Source organism: Microbacterium meiriae (assembly GCF_032364335.1).
Lineage (GTDB): Bacteria > Actinomycetota > Actinomycetes > Actinomycetales > Microbacteriaceae > Microbacterium > Microbacterium meiriae.
Map to the genome: position 1 here is coordinate 3,183,094 of NZ_CP133984.1, position 14,498 is coordinate 3,197,591.

Consider the following 14,498-nt stretch of genomic DNA (forward strand, 5'->3'; position numbering starts at 1 on the left):
GCGCACTCAGTCCCAGAGGAGGGCGCGACGCAGGCGCTCGGCTTCCTCCGCGGCGTCCGGCACGACCTGCGAGAGCCCGGTGCCGGCCAGCCAGGCCCCCACCGCGGCCAGACCGGGAACCGCCTGCACAGCCTGGCGCGCCGCCGCGCGGCGCTCTCCCGACCCGATGATCGACGCCGGCTGCGCCTGCACGAAGCGCCCCCGGTGGCCTGCCACGACCTGGTCGGCCGTCAGGGGAACCCCCAGGAGGGCCGAGGCCTCCCGGCGGGCGAGGTCGATCGCGGCCTCGTCGTCCAGCGCCGCCGTCGCCGCCGGCTCCCCCTGGGCGCCGAACGAGACGCGGACGACCTCCCGGTCGCCGGCGGCCTCCCGCACCCAGGACCACTTCGCCGTGGAATGCGTGAGCGCCTTCGCCGTGTGGCTGTGCGGCACCGTGAGCACGCCGGTGCCCCGGGGCGGGATGCGCAGCGCGGGCGCGTCGAGCAGCAGACTGATGATCTCGATCTCGGGGGCCGGTGCCGCGTCGGCGGCCGCGAGGGCGGGCACGGCGCCCGCGAGCAGCTCCCGCGCCCCGTGCTCGGAGGTCGCGACGATCACGGCGTCGGCGGCGAGTTCCGCCTCCTGCGTCGTCTCCTCGCCCTCGATCGGCTCCTCCGCGGCGGGCTCCTCGACCACGACGCGCCAGGTGGTGCCGTCGGTGGTGAGGCGACGAGCTCGGACGCGGGTGCGCACGGTCGCACCGAGTTCGTCGAGGTCGGCCGCGAGGGCGTCGACGAGTACGCTCATCCCGCCGACGAGCCCCTCGACGGCGGCACCGGGAGTCTTCGCGCCGCGCGACGCCGCCTCACCGCGGAGGGCCAGCACCGCCCCGGAGAGCGATCCGACGCGGGTCAGGGCGGCGTTGAGTCCGGGGGCGGCGACGTCGATGTCCACGTCGTCCGGGGAGGCGGAGTAGACACCCGTGGTGACGGGGGCGACGAGGCGGTCGCGCACCTTCTCCCCCATGCGCGAGGCGACGAGGCGTCCGAGGCTGAGCTGATGCCCGATCGTGAGCGGCGGGCGCACGCGGTCGAGATAGGCCCGCCAGGCGCCCGACCAGCCGATGATGCGGCGGACGTCGTCCTGGAAGGGGTTGCCGGGGATGCCGAGGATGCCGCCGACCGGAAGCGGAGCCGCGCCGCCGCCGGGGAGCCCGGCGAGCCACGCCCCTCCCGCCTGCGGCGTCACGACGCGGTCGGAGAGTCCGAGGTCGTCCACGAGCGCTCGGACGTGCCCGCCCTTCGTCGCGTAGCTCTCCGCGCCCGCGTCGACGACGACACCGTCCAGCGCGACTCTGCGGATCACGCCACCCAGGGCCTCGGACCCTTCGAGCAGCGTCACCTGCATGCCGACCTTCGCGCACTCACGGGCGGCCACGAGTCCGCCGACGCCGCCGCCCACCACGACGACGTGCTTCCGTGCGGCACGGGCCGCCAGGTCGGCCGGTTCAGCGGGTGCGGGGTGCTCGGGGGTCATGCCTCCATCCTTTCACCGCCACCTGTGGTTCGAATCGCCCGATTGGCCGGAAAATCGCCGCGGATGCCGCCAGGTGCGCGATTCGAACGGAGGTCAGGCCCGACCGCGCTTGCGCACCTCGCGGAGGACGATCTGCTCGGGACAGACCGTGGAGAGGAAGTCGCCGACGGAGAGGGCGAGGCGTTCACCGACGAGCGAGTAGAAGATGCGGTTGGCATCGCGACGTTCGGAGACGAGGCCTGCCTGCCGCAGCACGCTCAGGTGCCGGGAGATGGTCGGGCCGCTCGCGGAGAAGCGGGACGCGATCTCCCCGGCCGCGAGCTCCCCCTCCTTGAGGTCCTGCAGGATCTGCCTCCGGGTGGGATGGGCGAGCGCCGCGAAGATGTCGGATGCGCTGTCGGCCATGCTTGCAATATAGCACCTTCGCTAGATACAGTTTCGCCAGATAGCTAATTAGCGAAGGAGAACACCATGAAGGTCGCCATCACCGGAGGCAATGGATTCGTCGGCCGCGCCCTCGCCGATCGCCTGGAGGAGCCCGTGGTGATCTCCCGACGCTCCGGCACGGACATCACCGACGTCGACGCGCTGACCGCCGCCTTCGCCGGATGCGACGCGGTCGCCCACTGCGCCGGGATCAACCGGGAGATCGGCGATCAGACCTTCCGCCGCGTGCACGTCGAGGGCACGGCCGCCGTCGTCGAGGCCGCTCGCCGCGCCGGCGTCCGGCGGCTCGTCATGGTGAGCTTCCTCCGCGCCCGGCCCGACTGCGGCTCCGCTTACCACGAGTCGAAGTGGGAGGCCGAGGAGATCATCCGCGGCTCCGGGCTCCCGCACACGATCCTGAAGTCCGGGATGATCTACGGCCCCGGCGATCACATGGTCGACCATGTGACCCGTGCCGTCCGCACCCTCCCCTTCTTCTGGACGGTCGGCTACCGCGAACGCACCGCCCGCCCCGTCCCCGTCGAGGATGCCGCGGACGTGCTGGTGGCCGCGCTCGAGGGCCGCATCCCGGAGCCGACGGTCGCCGTGATGGGGGCGGACGAGGTCACGCTCGGGGAGGCCATCCGCCGGATCGCCCGCGTCGCCGGACGTCGTCCCGCGTTCCTCCCCGTTCCGGCCTGGGTCGTGCGGGTGCTCGCGCAGCTCACCGAGTGGACCATGGTCGTGCCCCTGGTCGCGAAGGCGCAGGCGCGGATGCTCGCGGAGGGCGTCAGCGAGCCGGCACCGTGGGCGCCGGAGCCGCCGGAGGGCATCCGCCCCTCGCGACCGTTCGACGACGACAGCATCCGCGCGGCGCTGCCCACCGGGCGCTTCGGTCTTTCGGATCTGCGGCTGGTGCGGGCGCTTCGAATCGCCTGAATGGCTGCATCTGGGCTGCAGATGGCGCAAAGCAGGCGATTCGAACGGAGGTCAGCCGGCGTGCACCAGCTCGACAATACGGGTGAGCTGGTCGGGGTCGGTCTCCGGGGGCACACCGTGGCCGAGGTTGAGGATGTGCCCGCGGGCCGCGCGACCGCGTTCGAGCACGTCGCGGACATGCGCCTCGAGCACCGGCCACGGCGCGCCGAGGAACGCGGGGTCGATGTTCCCCTGCACCGAGACGTCGGGGCCGAGGATCGCGGCGGCCTCGTCGAGGGGCAGCCGCCAGTCGACCCCCACGCCGTCGGCGATGCCGTCGAGCCGCATGTCGCCGAGGAAGGGGCCGGTGCCGACGCCGAAGTGGATCGTCGGGACGCCGATGCCGTCCAGAGCGGTCCGTGAGTGCGGCGCCACGAAGGTGCGGTAGTCGGCGGGGCTGAGGGAACCCGCCCAACTGTCGAAGAGCTGCACGACCGCGGCGCCGGCATCGCGCTGCGTCTCCAGGAACCGCCGCGAGATCTGCGCCAGCCAGCCCGCGAGACGGTGCCAGGCCTCGGGCTCCGCGTGCATCATGCCGCGCGCACGCAGGTGCTCCTTGGACGGACCGCCCTCGACGAGATACGCCGCGAGCGTGAAGGGGGCTCCCGCGAAGCCGATGACCGGGGTGTCGCCGAGCTCGGCGGCGACGATGCCGACGGCTTCCGCGATCGCGCTGCCGTCGAGGCTGTCCGGATCGATCGCCGTGATGCGGTCGACGTCGGCCAGCGTCCGCACCGGGTTCGCGAAGACCGGGCCGCGGCCGGGCTCGATCTCCACGTCCACGCCGGCGAGACGCAGCGGGATGACGATGTCGCTGAAGAACACCGCCGCGTCGACGCCGTGCCGTCGCACGGGCTGGAGGGTGATCTCGGCGGCGAGGTCGGGGGTGAGGCAGGCGTCGAGCATGCGCGTGCCGACCCGCAGCTCCCGGTACTCGGGCAGGGACCGGCCCGCCTGGCGCATGAACCAGACCGGAGCGGTGGCGGGGCGGTCGCCGGTGAGGGCGCGCAGCAGCGGGGCGTCGGAGAGTGCCATGCCCCCATCCTCCCATCCGGCGCCTAGGGAGCCGCCGAGTCCCGGCTCCGTACGCTCGGGTACAATCGAAGGGTGCTGCTGTGTGTGACGGCGAGTCACAAGACCGCCTCCTTCGAACTGCTCGAACGCCTGAGCCGCACCCCCGACGACGTCGCTCCCACCATCGTGGGCATGGCGCCGTGCGTGCAGGGTGCCGTGGTCCTGGCGACGTGCAACCGCTTCGAGGCGTACGTGGAAATGGACGAGCCCGTGACCGCGGCCGGCGCCATCGGCGTCGAAGCCGTGATCGAGGCCGTCGAGTCCGCGACCGGCATTCCCGCCGCCGACCTCGACGGTGCCTACGCCGTGCATTCCGGTCGCCGCGTCGCCGAGCACCTCTTCTCCGTGGCCTCCGGTCTCGAGTCCGTCGTCTCGGGCGAGGGCGAGATCGCCGGTCAGGTGCGGCGTGCCCTGAAGTCCGCCCGCAAGGACGGCACCACCTCCCCCGAGCTCGAGCGCCTGTTCCAGCGCGCGAGCCAGGCGCAGCGCAAGGTCAAGAACGTCACCGCCCTCGGCCGCGCCGGTCGATCTCTCGTGCGTCTCGCGCTGGAGCTCGCCGACAGCCGCATCGCCGACTGGTCCGCCGAGCGCGTGCTGCTGGTCGGCACCGGAGCCTACGCCGCCGTCACCCTCGCGACTCTGCGCGAGCGCGGCGCCGTCGACATCTCCGTCTACTCCCCCTCGGGCCGCGCAGAGATCTTCGCGGCCAAGCACGACATCCGCCCGGTTCCGGCAGACGAGTACGCACGCACGGCGGCGCACTCCACGCTGCTGATCACCTGCACCACCGCGACCGAGCCCGTGCTCGGCCCGGAGCACCTGCAGCTCCCGGTCGGCCTCGCCGCCGCGGGCTGCCCCGTCAGCGCGACCAGCGGCGTGACCGGTGTCCCGAGCCGGCTGGTGGTCGACCTCGGCATGCCGCGCAACGTCGACCCGGCCGTGGCCGCACTGGAGGGCGTCGCGCTGCTGGACCTGGAGACCATCCGCCTGCACGCCCCGCTCGAGGAGCTGCAGGCGACGGACGCCGCCCGCAGCGTCGTCCGCGAGGCCGCGGAGACCTTCCACGTCGTCGGTGCCCGCCAGAGCGTGACCCCGTCGGTGGTGGCGTTCCGGTCGCACATCTTCGAGCTGCTGGAGCGCGAGATCGATCGTGCGCGTGCGCGTGGCGACGAGGACGGCAAGGTCGAGCAGGCCCTCCGGCACCTCTCCGGCGTGCTGCTGCACACGCCGACCGTGCGGGCTCATGAGCTCGCCGCCGCCGGTCGCGCGGACGAGTTCGCCGCCGCGCTCGCGACGCTGTACGGCATCACCCCTGCCGCGGACACGGTCGAAGACGCCGCCACAGCCTGATCCCGTGCGGGCGAGATGGGAGGCGCGGCCCTCCACATCACCGGAGACACCGCCGCCGACGCTGCGGAACGAGAGCCGTGTGCTGCGCGTCGACATGCTGATGGACCAGAGGGCGGGAGCCATGGGCTGCGCGAGGATCCGCGCTGTGAGAGCGTGGGGCACGAGGAGGCGCGAATGACCCAGGATCTGTACTCGGACGCGAGGCTGTACGACCTGCTGTTTCCGACGAGCGAGGCAGCCGTGGACTTCTACCGTGCCGAAGCCGACAGCGTGGGCGGTCGCGTGCTCGAGCTCGGATGCGGAACCGGTCAGAAGCTGATCCCGATCGCGGCCGACGGGCACCCGAGTGTCGGCCTCGACCTGTCGCTCGACATGCTGGCTGTGGCACGTCAGAAGGCTGAGGAGCGCGGTGTGTCCGTCGAGTGGCAGCACGGCGACATGCGCGACTTCGACCTGGGCGACGAGTTCGACCTCATCTTCATCGCGGGCAACGCTCTGCTGCACCTGCACGAGGCTGACGACATCGTGCAGTGCTTCCGCGCGGCACGGCGGCACCTCGCGCCCGGCGGACGGTTCGCTTTCGACGTCTTCCATCCCGACGTGCGGCTCCTGGCTGACGCCGACGGCGTCCGGCGCCCGCGCACGACATTCGCCGATCCCGACCGCGGCGACGTCCGCGTCGACGTCGCGGACGCCTATGATGCCGCCGCACAGGTGACGCGCGGCACCTGGTACTTCTCGACGGACTCCGAGCCCGACTTCCAGACGGTGTCCATCGAGGTGCGGAGCATCTTCCCCCAGGAACTGCCGGTGCTCCTTGCGCATGCCGGACTCCGACTGGTCGAGCGCTTCGGCGGCTGGGACGGCAGCCTCTTCGGGGCGGGCTCCTCGACCCAGCTCTGCATCTGCGAATCCGCCGCCCCGTAGTGAGAGAGGATGGGACTCATGGCCCTTCACATCACCGGAGACACCGCCGCCGACGCCCTGCTGACCGAGAACCCGACGGCTCTGCTGATCGGCATGCTGCTGGACCAGCAGATCCCCATGGAGACCGCGTTCTCCGGTCCGCTCAAGATCGAGCAGCGCACCGGCGCCGCGGATGCCGCGGCGATCGCGGGCATGGCACCGGAGGAGTTCCTGGAGGCCTTCCGGCAGACCCCCGCCGTGCACCGGTTCCCCGGATCCATGGCGACGCGGGTGCAGACCCTGTGCCAGGCGCTCGTCGACGACTGGGACGGGGACGCCGCCGCCCTCTGGACGCGCCCGTCGACAGGCTCAGGCCCTTCGACAGGCTCAGGGACCCAGCCGAGCGGCGCCGAGGTGCTCAAGAGACTCAAGGCTCTTCCCGGCTTCGGTGAGCAGAAGGCGAAGATCTTCCTCGCCCTCCTCGGCAAGCAGTACGGGTTCACCGGCGAGGGCTGGCGGGAGGCCTCCGCTCCCTACGGCGAGGACGGTTCGTACCGCAGCGTCGCCGACATCGTGTCGCCCGAATCGCTGACGAAGGTGCGCGAGTACAAGAAGGCGATGAAGGCGGCGGCGAAGGCGGCGAAGTAGTGCAGCCGACCGGGGACGACGTCGCGGGGCTGATCGCCCGCTCCTCCTCGGCGGTGCGTCGCCGTGATGCGGAGACGCTGACCGCTCTCCTGCGGGACATCTCCGGACGCGAACCGCAGACCTGGGGCTCGATCATCGGGTTCGGCTCCTGCCACTACCGCTACCCCACCGGGACGGAGGGCGACAGCGGCATTCTGAGCTTCGCCCCCCGGAAGGCCGCGACCACGATCTACCTCCTCGACGGCGTGGACGCCCACGCGGAGGCTCTCGGCGCGCTCGGCCCGCACACGACAGGGGTGGGCTGCCTTTACATCAAGGACCTCGACCAGGTCGACCTCGACGTGCTGCGCGTGATCCTCGAGCGTTCGCGCGCCTGGGTCGAGTCCGGCGGCGACGCGCGCATGCACCTGACGATCACGTCGTAACTCCCCCTCCTGTCGCCGAGACCCCGGGTTCCCGCCGAGACCCCGGCGTGGGGACGTGTGGGGCCCGGGGTCTCGGCGGGAGGGCGGGGTCTCAGGTGGTGGCCACCCCCTCCTCGACCTGCACGCGCCGCGCGTGCTCCGCGTGACGCCGCCACCGGCGGTCGTGCGTCACTGTGACGACGGCGGCGGGGTGATCGACGAGGGCGTCCTCGAGCTGCTCCACGAGCTCGGGGTCGAGATGGTTCGTCGGCTCATCGAGCAGCAGCATGTCGAACCGCGACGCCAGGGCGACCGCGAGATCCAGCCGGCGACGCTGCCCGACCGAGAGTGTCCGCACGTCGCGGTCCGCCTCCGGCCTGCGGAAGAGTCCATGAGCCAGGAGAGCGTCGTGCGCATCCGCCGGCGGCGTCCCCGTCCGCGCCGCGAAGACCTCGATGGCCGTGCCTCGCAAACGGGTATCGACCTCCTGCCGGAGGAACGCGATCCGCAGCCCGTCCGCGTGGCGGATCGTCCCGGACGCGGGGATCAGCTCGCCGACGAGGAGGCGGAGGAGCGTCGTCTTCCCGGCGCCGTTCGGCCCGGTCACGAGCCACCGCGAACCGGCCTCGATCGTCCACTGCGACACGTCGAGCCGTCGTCCCGGTTCACGGAGGGAGACGGCATCGAGGGTCCGGAGCGGGTCGTCGAGCGGTGCCCGATCCTCTGCTGCGACCACGAACCGCAGGGGCTCGGGCGGCGCCGGGCACGGGTTCTCCCGCAGCCGCGACAACCTCTCCTTCGCCATGCGGATGCGCCCGACGGCACCGTGGTCGCGGCTCCGCGCCCGGAACGCGCCATGACCGAAGCCGTCGAGCTCGAGCTTCCGCGGGATCGCCTGCAGCCGGAACGCGTTGGCCGCGAGCAGGGCCTCGGTGCGGGCGAGCTCGGCCCTCCACTCCTCGTGGCGCGCGACCGCCGCCCGTCGATCGACTTCGCGCGCTCGTAGGAACCCGGCGTAACCATCGCCGTAGCGCCGGATCCGACCGTCCTCCACCTGCACGACAGCCGTCGCGAAACGGTCCAGGAAGTCGCGGTCGTGGGTCACGACCACCAGCGCTCCCCGGTGCGCCGCGAGACGGTCCTCGAGCCAGGTCAGCGCCCGGTCGTCGAGGTCGTTCGTGGGCTCGTCGAGGAGGAGCAGTTCGGCTCCGGAAGAGAGGGCGACCGCGAGAGCGAGCCGCGCCCGCTCTCCGCCCGACAGCGCGGCCACCGGTCGCGCGCGGTCCACTCCGCCCAGCCCGAGCTGTTCCAGGGCGGTGTCGATGCGACGGTCGGCGTCGTATCCCTCGCGGGACTCGAAACGGTCCTGCAACAGGGCCACAGCGGCCATCTGCTGCGCACGCTCGGCGGAGCCCCCGGCGGCGAGGAGCTCGTACGCGTGGCCGAGGTCGCGCTCCAGCACGCGGAGGTCGCCGAGGAGATCGTCGATGGCATCGGCCATCGACGCTCCATCCGCGAACACGGGGTTCTGCCGGGCATGAGCGATCCCGCCGGGGAGGTCGAGCCGCACCTCCCCGGATGTCGGCGCGAGAGCACCGGCGAGCAGATCGAGCAGCGTCGACTTCCCGGCGCCGTTGTCGCCGATGACGGCGAGGCGGTCGGCGGGTCCGACGGCGAGATCGATGCGGTTCAGCACGAGACGGTCGGCGAACCGGACGGAGGCGGCCTGCAGCGCGCACTCGCGATGAACGCGGGCCGGAGTGTCGGAAGGGGGCGAGGGTACAGGGAACATGAGGGGTCCTCTCCGGCGGCGCACGCGCACCGCCGGGATCTGCGTCGATGACGCGGGGAACAGGAACCTCGACCGCACCCTGCTCGGGTGCGGGTCGCTCAGGACCCACCGCGGAGAAGAGCTCTCGACGCGGCGTCCCGATCTAGCGAATCAGAGTACCCACGAGGAGCGACCATAGCAGGGCGACCCGGCACGCGCCAGACCCCGCTTTCTCGGCGAGACCCCGACCTACCCCCACGCGCGGCCCGGGGTCTCGGCGGGAACCCGGGGGCTCAGCGGGAGCGGAGGCGGGAGGAGAGGCGGGCGTGGGCGGCGGGGGTGGCGAAGAGGAGGATGATCGCGAGGACGATGCCGCGGACGATCCAGAGGCCGGGCTCCCAGATCACCTCGTAGTTCCCGGGAAGACCGAGGAACGCGGCGATGATCGATCCCCACGACGCGCGGCCGCTGCTGTCCGTGTCGATCGAGAGTCCGCCCACGATGCTCAGCACCCCGAGGCTCAGCAGCACGATCGGCATGATGAGGGCGCCGGGCTTCGCCTCCCCGCGCGCGATCAAGCGGATCACCGTCACGAGCGACACGAGGGGGAACACGAAGAAGAACCAGACGAGGGCGCCGAGCAGCAGCCCCACGACGATGAAGATCGGCACCCAGATCAGCATCCAGGGGCCTTCGTCCGCGATGAAGTAGTCCGGGTCGCGGAGGATCGCGACGACGAAGCCCGCCAGCGTCCCCAGCGGCAGCACCGCGAGCACCCACCAGAACACAGCCTTCGGCACGCGCTTGCGCTCCCCCAGCCGCGCCATCACGATCTGGATGATGACCGCCGCCGCGAGCGCCGGGATGCCGAACATCGCGATGATGGGCCCGGCGCCGTCGTTCTCGCGCAGGTCGAGCACCGTGAGGATCATCCACGACACGGCGAGCGCGCCGAGCACGATGGCCGCGACCGGACGCACGGGCGAGGATTCCCCCCGCGCGTCGGCTCCCCCCGGTGCCGTCATGTCAGGCGCCGCGGAGGCGCTCCGCCAGGTAGGCATGCAGCTCGTCGATCGGGACGCGCTCCTGTGCCATCGTGTCCCGGTCGCGCACCGTCACGGCGCGGTCGTCGAGTGAGTCGAAGTCGACCGTGACGCAGAACGGCGTGCCGATCTCGTCCTGGCGGCGGTAGCGCCGGCCGATCGCACCGGCGTCGTCGAAGTCCACGGCCCACGAGCCGCGCAGCGTGTCGGCCACCTCGCGGGCGAGCGGCGACAGCTTCTCGTTGCGCGACAGCGGGAGCACGGCGGCCTTGACCGGAGCCAGGCGCGGGTCGAGCTTGAGCACGGTGCGCGTGTCGGTGCCGCCCTTGGCGTTGGGCACCTGCTCCTCGACGTACGCGTCGACGAGGAAGGCCATCATCGCGCGGGTGAGTCCGAAGGAGGGCTCGATCACGTACGGGGTGTAGCGCTCGCCCGTGGCCTGGTCGAAGTACGTCAGGCTCTGGCCGGAGGCCTCGCTGTGGCTGGAGAGGTCGTAGTCGGTGCGGTTGGCGACGCCCATGAGCTCGCCCCACTCCTTGCCGGCGAAGCCGAAGCGGTACTCGACGTCGATGGTGCCGGCCGAGTAGTGCGCGCGGTCCTCCTCCGGCACGTCGAACTGCCGCATGTTCTCCGGGTCGATGCCGAGGTCGATGAACCAGTTCCAGCACGCCTCGACCCAGTGGTCGAACCACTGCGGCGCCTCGGCGGGCGGCGTGAAGAACTCGATCTCCATCTGCTCGAACTCGCGGGTGCGGAAGATGAAGTTGCCGGGGGTGATCTCGTTGCGGAACGCCTTGCCGACCTGGCCGATGCCGAACGGCGGCTTCTTGCGGCTCGCGGTGAGCACGTTCGCGAAGTTCACGAAGATGCCCTGCGCGGTCTCGGGGCGCAGATAGTAGAGGCCGGACTCGTCATCGACGACGCCGAGGTACGTCTTCACCAGACCGGAGAAGGCCTTCGGCTCGGTGTACTGCCCCTTGGTGCCGCAGTTCGGGCAGGGGATGTCGGCCAGACCGTTCTCGGCCTTCCGCCCCTTGCGCGCCTCGAAGTCCTCGATGAGGTTGTCGGCACGGAAGCGCTTGTGGCACTGCAGGCACTCGACCAGCGGGTCGGTGAAGGTCGCGACGTGGCCGGAGGCCTCCCACACGCGCTTCGGCAGGATGATGCTGGAGTCGAGGCCGACCATGTCACCGCGACCGCGCACGAAGGTCTGCCACCACTGCCGCCGGATGTTCTCCTTCAGCTCCGTGCCGAGGGGTCCGTAGTCCCAGGCCGACCGGGAACCGCCGTAGATCTCACCCGCCTGGAACACGAACCCGCGGTGGCGGGCGAGGGCGATGACCTTGTCAAGACGGGACTGTTCGGCCACGGTGGCTCCAATGGTCGGATGCGGAGAATGCCCGTGAGCACGGGCACCCCCAGTCTATCCGGGGCCGGAGCGCAACCCCTGGCCGCGGGACCCGCGGGAGGAGTACCGTCCCACGCATGAGCACCACCGCGCACCCGCCCGCCTCCCGCGACGAGGACACCCGCTTCTTCGGGCAGCCGTGGTCGCTCGTGCACATCTTCGGCGTGGAGATGTGGGAGCGGTTCAGCTTCTACGGCATGCAGGGCATCCTGCTCATCTACCTGTACTTCTCGGTGACCGACGGCGGCCTCGGGCTTCCGGAGGCGGTGGCGGGCGGGATCGTCGGCGCGTACGGCGGCTCCGTGTACCTGTCCACCATCCTCGGGGCGTGGCTCGCCGACCGGCTCTTCGGCTCCGAGCGGGTGCTGTTCGTCAGCGCCATCGTCATCGTCTCGGGCCACCTCGCCCTCGCGCTCCTCCCGGGGTTCGTCGGCGTCGGGGTCGGACTCGTGCTCGTGGCCCTGGGCTCGGGAGGCCTGAAGGCGAACGCCACGTCGGTCGTGGGGACGCTGTACCGTCCGGACGACGAACGACGCGACGCCGGGTTCTCGCTGTTCTACCTCGGCATCAACCTCGGCGCCTTCCTCGGACCGATCCTCACCGGGCTGCTCCAGTCGACCCTCGGCTTCCACTGGGGGTTCGGCCTCGCCGCCCTCGGCATGACGCTGGGTCTCGTGCAGTACTCGTTCGGCCGCCGCGGCCTGCCCGCCTCCTCGCGCGAGGTGCCGAACCCGCTCCCCCGCACGCGCTACCCGCTGGTCGCCGGCATCGCGGTCGGTGCGGTCGTCGTGATCGCGGTGCTCGTGCTGACCGGAGTCATCCAGGCCGACAACCTCGCCACGATCGTGATCGGGGTCACCGTGGTCGCCGCGGTCGCCTACTTCGCGGTGATCCTCGGCAGTCGCCGCATCGACGCCACCGAGCGCTCGCGGGTCTGGGGGTTCCTGCCGCTGTTCCTCACGAGCGTCGCGTTCTGGTCGCTGTACCAGCAGCAGTTCACGGTGCTGACGATCTACTCCGACAAGCGGCTCGACCGCGACCTGTTCGGGTGGGAGATGCCGGTGTCGTGGGTGCAGTCCATCAACCCGGTGTTCATCATCATCCTGTCCGGGGTCTTCGCGGCGATCTGGACGAAGCTGGGGAAGCGTCAGCCGTCGACCCCGGTCAAGTTCGGACTGGCCGCCATCATCATGGGCTCCGCGTTCCTGCTGTTCCTGCCGTTCTCCGGCGGCGGTGCGAACTCGACGCCGCTGCTCGCGATCGTCGGCATCCTGTTCGTGTTCACCGTCGCCGAGCTGCTGCTCTCGCCGGTCGGGCTGTCGGTCACGACGAAGCTCGCCCCGGCCGTCTTCCACACGCAGATGGTCGCGCTGTTCTTCCTGTCCATCGCCCTCGGCACCGCCATCTCGGGCGAGCTCGTGAAGTTCTACGATCCGGGGAACGAGGTGCCGTACTTCTCGATCCTCGGCGGCATCGCGATCCTCGTCGGCATCGGACTGCTGCTGAGCGTGAAGCCGGTGCTGCGGCTCATGCGCGGCGTGCGGTGACGGCCGCGCCGCCGATCACGCAGTGAAGAGGTAGCCCCGACCGGCCTCGAAGCCGCCGATCGTGAGACCGCTGCCGAGCAGGCCCTCCATCTGCGCGCGCAGGCGCAGCCGCCACTCGTGCGCGGCCGCGGGGTCGGATTCCCGCATGCTCTCGATGTCGTCCGGGATCTCCAGCGTCTCGACGACCGCGTCCTCCGCCGGGGGCTTGGCGATGTCCGCGAGGGCCCACTCGACGTCGAGGCGGTCGCTCTCGTCGCCCGCGTCGCCGCCGCCGAAGATGCCGTAGCGGTTCACCGAGTAGCCCGTGGCGCGGGCGCCGAGGACGGTGAGGAAGAAGTGCGCGTTGCGGGCGACCAGCGGATCGAAGGTCCACGTGATGCGGCCGACCTCGCGGGAGAAGGCCCACTGCCGCTGGTGCTCCTTGAGCTCCCGCCCCCATCCGCGCCCTCGGTACTCGGGCAGCAGGGCCGTGATGTGCGAGTGCATGGCACGGCGGGCCGGTTCGCCGAAGAAGGCGATCGAGGCGCCGACCATGCGCTCCTCGTCGCCCTCGCCGTCGAAGAAGCCGACGACGTAGTTGCCCGACTGCTGCAGGGCGCGCAGGGTCCCGGCGTCCACCACGCGCTGCGGACCCCGGATGGAGTCGAGCAGGCTCTGGGCGTCGAGGATGAGTTCAACGGTGTCGAGATCGCGGATGGTTCGCACGATCCCAGTCTGCCCCTCCTCCGCCCGTTCGCGGAAACCGACCCCGGGTCACCGGTGCGGAAAGGGCTGTCCCCCGCCCGCGGCGAGCGCCTCCGCGACGATGCGGAGGTGGTCCTCGGCCATCTCCGCCGGCAGCGGCGGCAGGATCCCGTCCCAGAACGCGAGCACCGCGCCGCGTCCCTGCATCATGCCGGCCGGACGGCCCAGCGCCCACATGTGCATGTGCGCGGAGCCGTCATTCCAGCGGCCGAAGTGACAGCGGGCGACGCCGGGGATGCTCTTGACCGCCTCCGACACGCGCTGCATCAGCGGTCCGAGAGCGGCGAGCACCTCCTGCGGGGCGTTCTCGAGGAGCCAGTGCTCACGCGGCGCGACCCCGCCGATGAACGGCAGGCCGCCGACATCCCACCCGGCACGCACCTGCCAGAGGTCGTCGTGCCAGATGGTGTGCACGCTCGGACCGCAGTGGCCGCACTCGGCCGGGTCCCGCTCGCCGGCTCGGGGTTCCTCCGGCACGAGCATCGGCTCCAGCGGTCGCATCGTGATGCTCTCGAACGCCCAGGGCAGGCCTTCCGCGAGCGCCGAGGCGTCGAGCACCTCCCCGATCGGGAGCCGGCGGTGGTACGCGGAGTCGGCGGGGCGCTGCACGGGCGCGGAGTCGTCGGTCATCCGGCCATGCAACCACATCGGCCCCTCCCCTCCGGGAACGCCGATAGCCTGAGC

At 71.5% G+C, this 14,498-nt stretch carries 14 protein-coding genes; 6 read left to right on the forward strand and 8 right to left on the reverse strand.

Going from position 1 to position 14,498, the window contains the following annotated elements:
• Positions 1–6: 6 nt before the first annotated feature.
• Both RI211_RS15555 and RI211_RS15560 read right to left on the reverse strand, forming a co-directional pair.
• Positions 7–1,515, reverse strand: coding sequence for a protoporphyrinogen/coproporphyrinogen oxidase (locus RI211_RS15555; RefSeq protein WP_315636438.1), 1,509 nt, complete (start codon positions 1,513–1,515; stop codon positions 7–9).
• 93 nt (positions 1,516–1,608) lie between these two features.
• Positions 1,609–1,920, reverse strand: a complete 312-nt coding sequence (locus tag RI211_RS15560) for a metalloregulator ArsR/SmtB family transcription factor (RefSeq protein ID WP_060921528.1) — start codon at positions 1,918–1,920, stop codon at positions 1,609–1,611.
• Between the two features lie 66 nt (positions 1,921–1,986).
• Here RI211_RS15560 and RI211_RS15565 point away from each other — a divergent pair, with 66 nt between their 5' ends.
• Positions 1,987–2,880 carry an NAD(P)H-binding protein gene (locus RI211_RS15565; protein ID WP_315636440.1) on the forward strand — a complete coding sequence of 298 codons (894 nt, stop codon included), beginning with the start codon at positions 1,987–1,989 and terminating at the stop codon, positions 2,878–2,880.
• 51 nt (positions 2,881–2,931) lie between these two features.
• On the opposite strand, the gene hemE is transcribed toward RI211_RS15565, so the two are convergent.
• The gene (gene hemE, locus RI211_RS15570; RefSeq protein WP_187662565.1) at positions 2,932–3,954 is read right to left on the reverse strand and encodes a uroporphyrinogen decarboxylase; all 1,023 of its coding nucleotides are present in this window, start codon (positions 3,952–3,954) and stop codon (positions 2,932–2,934) included.
• Between the two features lie 72 nt (positions 3,955–4,026).
• Between hemE and RI211_RS15575 the strand changes: the two genes are divergently transcribed.
• The 4 genes from RI211_RS15575 to RI211_RS15590 all read left to right on the forward strand — a co-directional run bounded on the left by RI211_RS15575 (position 4,027) and on the right by RI211_RS15590 (position 7,322).
• A complete protein-coding gene (locus tag RI211_RS15575) occupies positions 4,027–5,343 on the forward strand; it encodes a glutamyl-tRNA reductase (protein ID WP_315636445.1) in 1,317 nt (438 codons plus the stop codon).
• A gap of 174 nt (positions 5,344–5,517) precedes the next feature.
• Positions 5,518–6,270: a class I SAM-dependent methyltransferase gene (locus tag RI211_RS15580; RefSeq protein ID WP_315636447.1), complete on the forward strand. Its 753-nt coding sequence runs from the start codon at positions 5,518–5,520 to the stop codon at positions 6,268–6,270.
• Positions 6,271–6,288: 18 nt separating this feature from the next.
• On the forward strand, positions 6,289–6,897 hold the full coding sequence (locus RI211_RS15585) for an HhH-GPD-type base excision DNA repair protein (protein ID WP_315636449.1): 609 nt from the start codon (positions 6,289–6,291) through the stop codon (positions 6,895–6,897).
• A complete protein-coding gene (locus RI211_RS15590) occupies positions 6,897–7,322 on the forward strand; it encodes a DUF1801 domain-containing protein (protein WP_315636451.1) in 426 nt (141 codons plus the stop codon). Before RI211_RS15585 ends, RI211_RS15590 begins: the two co-directional genes overlap by 1 nt.
• 91 nt (positions 7,323–7,413) lie before the next feature.
• On the opposite strand, the gene RI211_RS15595 is transcribed toward RI211_RS15590, so the two are convergent.
• The 3 genes from RI211_RS15595 to RI211_RS15605 all read right to left on the reverse strand — a co-directional run bounded on the left by RI211_RS15595 (position 7,414) and on the right by RI211_RS15605 (position 11,484).
• A complete protein-coding gene (locus tag RI211_RS15595; protein WP_315636453.1) occupies positions 7,414–9,093 on the reverse strand; it encodes an ABC-F family ATP-binding cassette domain-containing protein in 1,680 nt (559 codons plus the stop codon).
• A 272-nt stretch (positions 9,094–9,365) separates the two neighbouring features.
• Positions 9,366–10,097: a hypothetical protein gene (locus tag RI211_RS15600; RefSeq protein WP_315636455.1), complete on the reverse strand. Its 732-nt coding sequence runs from the start codon at positions 10,095–10,097 to the stop codon at positions 9,366–9,368.
• A 1-nt stretch (position 10,098) separates the two neighbouring features.
• On the reverse strand, positions 10,099–11,484 hold the full coding sequence (locus RI211_RS15605) for a glycine--tRNA ligase (protein ID WP_187662571.1): 1,386 nt from the start codon (positions 11,482–11,484) through the stop codon (positions 10,099–10,101).
• Positions 11,485–11,600: 116 nt separating this feature from the next.
• Between RI211_RS15605 and RI211_RS15610 the strand changes: the two genes are divergently transcribed.
• On the forward strand, positions 11,601–13,070 hold the full coding sequence (locus RI211_RS15610) for a peptide MFS transporter (protein ID WP_259953895.1): 1,470 nt from the start codon (positions 11,601–11,603) through the stop codon (positions 13,068–13,070).
• Positions 13,071–13,085: 15 nt separating this feature from the next.
• On the opposite strand, the gene RI211_RS15615 is transcribed toward RI211_RS15610, so the two are convergent.
• Together RI211_RS15615 and RI211_RS15620 are read right to left on the reverse strand one after the other, a co-directional pair.
• On the reverse strand, positions 13,086–13,775 hold the full coding sequence (locus RI211_RS15615) for a GNAT family N-acetyltransferase (RefSeq protein WP_315636458.1): 690 nt from the start codon (positions 13,773–13,775) through the stop codon (positions 13,086–13,088).
• A 48-nt stretch (positions 13,776–13,823) separates the two neighbouring features.
• Entirely contained in the window at positions 13,824–14,444 is a 621-nt protein-coding gene (locus RI211_RS15620) for a hypothetical protein (protein ID WP_315636459.1), read from the reverse strand.
• Between the last annotated feature and the right edge of the window lie 54 nt (positions 14,445–14,498).

What these genes read in the sequence shown, in the direction of transcription:
- RI211_RS15555 (WP_315636438.1), bottom strand. Translation starts at nt 1,515, where the DNA reads ATGACCCCCGAGCACCCCGCACCCGCTGAACCGGCCGACCTGGCGGCC.
- RI211_RS15560 (WP_060921528.1), bottom strand. Translation starts at nt 1,920, where the DNA reads ATGGCCGACAGCGCATCCGACATCTTCGCGGCGCTCGCCCATCCCACC.
- RI211_RS15565 (WP_315636440.1), top strand. Translation starts at nt 1,987, where the DNA reads ATGAAGGTCGCCATCACCGGAGGCAATGGATTCGTCGGCCGCGCCCTC.
- hemE (WP_187662565.1), bottom strand. Translation starts at nt 3,954, where the DNA reads ATGGCACTCTCCGACGCCCCGCTGCTGCGCGCCCTCACCGGCGACCGC.
- RI211_RS15580 (WP_315636447.1), top strand. Translation starts at nt 5,518, where the DNA reads ATGACCCAGGATCTGTACTCGGACGCGAGGCTGTACGACCTGCTGTTT.
- RI211_RS15585 (WP_315636449.1), top strand. Translation starts at nt 6,289, where the DNA reads ATGGCCCTTCACATCACCGGAGACACCGCCGCCGACGCCCTGCTGACC.
- RI211_RS15595 (WP_315636453.1), bottom strand. Translation starts at nt 9,093, where the DNA reads ATGTTCCCTGTACCCTCGCCCCCTTCCGACACTCCGGCCCGCGTTCAT.
- RI211_RS15600 (WP_315636455.1), bottom strand. Translation starts at nt 10,097, where the DNA reads ATGACGGCACCGGGGGGAGCCGACGCGCGGGGGGAATCCTCGCCCGTG.
- RI211_RS15610 (WP_259953895.1), top strand. Translation starts at nt 11,601, where the DNA reads ATGAGCACCACCGCGCACCCGCCCGCCTCCCGCGACGAGGACACCCGC.
- RI211_RS15620 (WP_315636459.1), bottom strand. Translation starts at nt 14,444, where the DNA reads ATGACCGACGACTCCGCGCCCGTGCAGCGCCCCGCCGACTCCGCGTAC.